Annotated in this window: 4 protein-coding genes; 2 read left to right on the top strand and 2 right to left on the bottom strand. The window is 71.3% G+C overall.

The genetic code is table 11. The annotated features are described in order from the left end of the window. The first annotated feature begins 550 nt into the window (after positions 1 to 550). Together ACWCYY_RS40665 and ACWCYY_RS40660 are read left to right on the top strand one after the other, a co-directional pair. Positions 551 to 1054 (top strand): hypothetical protein, encoded by a 504-nt coding sequence (locus tag ACWCYY_RS40665; protein WP_449798959.1) that lies wholly within the window; start codon positions 551 to 553, stop codon positions 1052 to 1054. Positions 1055 to 1088: 34 nt separating this feature from the next. Beyond that, entirely contained in the window at positions 1089 to 1337 is a 249-nt protein-coding gene (locus tag ACWCYY_RS40660; RefSeq protein ID WP_449798958.1) for a hypothetical protein, read from the top strand. An 83-nt stretch (positions 1338 to 1420) separates the two neighbouring features. On the opposite strand, the gene ACWCYY_RS40655 is transcribed toward ACWCYY_RS40660, so the two are convergent. Then, on the bottom strand, positions 1421 to 1720 hold the full coding sequence (locus ACWCYY_RS40655; protein WP_449798957.1) for a DUF6342 family protein: 300 nt from the start codon (positions 1718 to 1720) through the stop codon (positions 1421 to 1423). A 576-nt stretch (positions 1721 to 2296) separates the two neighbouring features. Next, entirely contained in the window at positions 2297 to 3682 is a 1386-nt protein-coding gene (locus ACWCYY_RS40650; protein ID WP_449798956.1) for an erythromycin esterase family protein, read from the bottom strand. Positions 3683 to 3999 lie beyond the last annotated feature (317 nt).

Here is a 3999-nt window from a genome sequence, read left to right as displayed (position 1 = left end):
CATTTCGGACCGGTCCGTTTTCCATGCCGCTGATCGTAGCCAGGCACGGCAACCGAATTCCGAACCGGTACGGTATCCCGCCCCGGGTCGAGCCCGGACGGCCCCCGGATTTCCGTACCGCCCGCCGGAATTCCGTACCGCTCACCACCACGTTGTCCCCCACCCGCCCGCCACGTTGTCCCGCACCACCGCCTGCGCAAGCACATGTTGTCCCGCCCTGCGCAAGCGCAATGAGCGCTCATCCGCTGCACGGCGTGCAGCACCTCCCGGCGCTGCACTCCCTGCCCGGTGCAGCAAGGGGAGCCTTGCTGCACACGCTGCACCAACCGTTCGAGTACCGCTGCAACCGCCGGTGCAGCTTGTCCCGCCCGGGCAGCCCGCTGCTGTCGCACCCCGGACGGCCGGGTGCTGCACCGCCTGGTGCAGCACGCCAGGTGCGACTGCGACAGCCGGCGCTGCACCGGATGCTGCACCGGGCCGTGCAGCACGCTGCACCGCACCGCTGCACCCGTGACCGGCCGGACCGCGGGGCGGTTGCACCCGTGTGACGATGACTGCGAACGGGCGAGGCGGCCGGGCTGGGCGGCGGGCGCTCGGGCCGGTGGCGGACCGGGTGCTGGCCGACACCGTGAGCGCTCCCCGCCGGCCGCCGCCGTGGTCGGCGGCCGCCGTCGATGCCGCGCTGCACGAGGTGCTGCAGGCCTTCGAGGAGCGGGCGGAGCGGTGGCGGGAGGACTTCGAGGGCCTGGACGAGGACCTGCTCGCCGAGGCGGCCGGCGAAGCCCGGACGCTCGGCGCCGATCCGGCGGCCGCCGTCGACCAGCTGGTGCGCTCCCTGCTGCGCGAGCTCGCCGCCTGGCAGGAGGCGATCGGCGTGCTCGGCCGCGACCTGACGGCGGCCGCGCAGGAGCGGCCACTTCCCGGGTGGGCGGCCGACGCCGGCCGGACCGAGGACGTCCGCTGGCGTCAGGCCCGCACCGCGCTCCTCGAGGCCATCGCCCGCCACCACCACGGCACCCTGCCCGCCGCCGAGCCGGAAGACCGGCCGTGGTGACCGACACCCGCCCGCACGCGGAAGAATGGGGCCGGTGACCAGCACCCAGCCGCGCGGCCTGCACTCCCTGATCCCCACCCGCATCCAGACCACCCCCGCAGAGCAGGCTGCCTCCCAGTTGCTGCACCTGCGGTCGGCGACCGTGCCGGTACCGGTCCTCGCCGCGGCCGCCGCCCTCATCGCCCCGCAGCTGGAGGACCCGGACCCGGCCACCCGCGAGGCCGCCGAAGCCGTCCACGCCCACCTGCTCGCCGCCATCGACACCGCCGCCCAGAGCCGGTAGCCGGTGTCCCCTGGCATGCGAAGGGCCGGACTGCGCAGCGGTGATGCTGTGCAGCCCGGCCCGTTGTGCGCCGCCTGGCGGCGCTAGTACCCCAGGTTCTTCTGGTCCGTGATGACCTTCCCCCTGATACTCAGGTTGCCCTCGGAGTCGAGCACCGCGATGACCACCTTCCTGCTGCCCTGGTGGGTGGTGAAGTAGACCTTGGACTTCTCCTGCGAGCTGGCGAGGTCCGAGTTCACCTCGATCTCGATGCTGTTCGGCGAGATGACGGCCACGTCCTTCTTGGGCGACGTGGGGTAGGTCCGGTTCTGGACGAGCTTGACGCGGCCTCGCGGATCGCCTTCGGGCCAGTCGGACGCCAGGCCGAGATCGATGTCAGGCATGTGGAACCCCCTACAGTTCAGCGAAACAACCCCCGGAACCTGGACAGCCGCATGTAGCCGTCCGGTCATGTGGGAGGCGCCCGCGATCAGTGAACTCTCAGGCCAGGGAAGATACGGAGCATCCCCGACCGCTTGAGGAGCCTAGGCAGCGGAGCCGTGCAGACGAGGGGTTTCCGGGGAGGGTGGCCGCATTTGATCGCGGCGGCCTGAACGGCGCTCTTGCACCCGGGGCGCAGCAGGGGTCGTCGCTGGAGTGGGGCCGGTGGCAGCTGGCGGTAGGCCGGATCTCCCACCTCGTGCACGCTCCTCCGGGGGTGAGGGGAGCGCCCCATGGCGAACTGCTGCTCTGGGCCGAGGGCGGGACGGTCCTGTCGGCGCTGGAGTACGTCTGGGTCACCGACGAGATACCGACCTCCCTGCCGGGCCGTCGCCCAGGTACAGCGAACCAACACCTGATCTGGTGGGAGCTAGTCAAACTTCGGTGAGATGCGTCAGACAGCCGGTGTCCTCTGACACGCGACCTTGACCGGTTGACAAGCGGTCTTGACGGGTGGCTCGTCCGGACGTCTTGTGGGTTCAGAAGGTGCGGGCCTGGGTGACCTGGTTGAGGTGGATCAGGACGTCGTAGGCCTGGCCGATCGCCAGGCGCGGCATCGGGTCGCTCACGTAGACCGAACCGGCGTCGTACGTGGGGCGGCTGACGTTCAGCCAGTCCCGGGCCGCCTTCGGGGCGGTGCGCAGGTCGACGTAGTAGTCCCGGTGGCGGACCCGGTCGAGGGTGTGCTCGTTCATGTCCAAGGTGGCCGGCGGGACGGTGACGGTCTTCCAGTTGTCGGTGAGGACCGCGTCGTTGGTCAGGAAGGAGCCGCTGTTGAAGGTGAAGCCGATGGCCACGTAGCCGCGCCCGTAGGTCTCGCGCAGCTGGGAGCCCTGTGGCTTGGGGTACAGGAAGGGGTCGGTGGAGGCGTAGCCGGCGTGTCCGTTGTGTGCTGACACCAGTACCTTGCCGCCGGTGTGGCGCTGCCACCAGGCGACGTTGTCGGCCATGGCGCGGTCGCGCAGTTGCTGGGCGGCGGAGACGGAGGCGGGGTCGGCGAGGTCGAGCGTGGTGAAGGCGAAGGTCTGGGCGATGTTGCGGGCGTGCTGCACCGCCCAGGTGTGAGCCGGCGTGCCGGGGGTGCCGGTGGCGGTGACCAGGTCGAGCGCCTGCTGGGCGGTGGCGGCGTTGGCCCGGCGGACCTCGAGCGGCTGGCGCAGGTAGGCGAAAACGTCGTCGAGCGGGCGCAGCCCCCGGTAGAGCTCCTCGAGCTGCGGGAGCGCGTCAGGGCTGGCTCCTCGTACGTAGGAGGTGACCTGGGCGAAGAGCGGGTCACCGAGCCGGGGCAGGCCCAGGTCGTCGCCGACGAAGTGCACCGGAGTGCCGGGCCGGCTCTGGTTGTAGGAGCGCATCCAGGAGATCAGCTCGGCGAACTCCTCCCGGTCCCAGGGGCTGCCGCCCAGGGCGTCCTTCACCACCTGCCGCGCCTCGCCGGGCCCGCCCTGCACGTACGCGTCGATCTGCAGGCCGCTGCTCCAGCTCGCCTCCAGTGCGAACGCCGTGAAGCCCTTCTCCTCCACCAGGTAGCGCAGCACCCGCTGCTTCATCGCGAAGAACTCGTGCGAGCCGTGGGTGGCCTCCCCCAGACCCACCACCTTCGCGTCCCCGATCATCGCGCCCAGCGCCCGCAGATCGGCGGCGCCACCCCGGGCCTCCGTGGTGCGCAGCGGGTGCGCGACGCCCTCCAGCGCGCGCACCACCGCCGCGCGCTGCCCGACCGGGTCCCCCGCCGCGACGGCGGCGCCGACCGAGGCCGCCACGGCGGCGGGGGCCCCGGCCGCCGCCAGGGGAACCAGCACGGTGGCAGCGACCGCCATCGCCGCCGCCAGTGCCCCACGACGTCCGAACCACTTGCTGCCAGCCATCCCTTGACCACTCCTCAACTCGCTGCACCGCCGATTACCACGGCGTTTCGATGAGTTGATCTTCACTTCGGCAGGGCTCCCCGCACACTGGGGCACGCCCCCGTCTTCGTAGGGGTAAACCCCCGCAAGAATCTGCCCCTCCGTACACGGCCCACCGGGCACCACGACCAGACCGGACAGACCGGCCGAACGCAGGCAGACAGAGACGCCCGACACCCGACACCTAGTGTCCTGAGTCCTTGATCCGTCGGATGTATCCGGCGAGGGATTCGAGGATCTGGTCAGCGGGTTTGGTCCAGACGTAGGGCCGGGGGTCG

The organism is Kitasatospora sp. NPDC001664 (assembly GCF_053596675.1).
The sequence above is the reverse complement of the archived record's forward strand: the minus strand, read 5'-3'. Positions and strand labels throughout refer to the sequence as shown.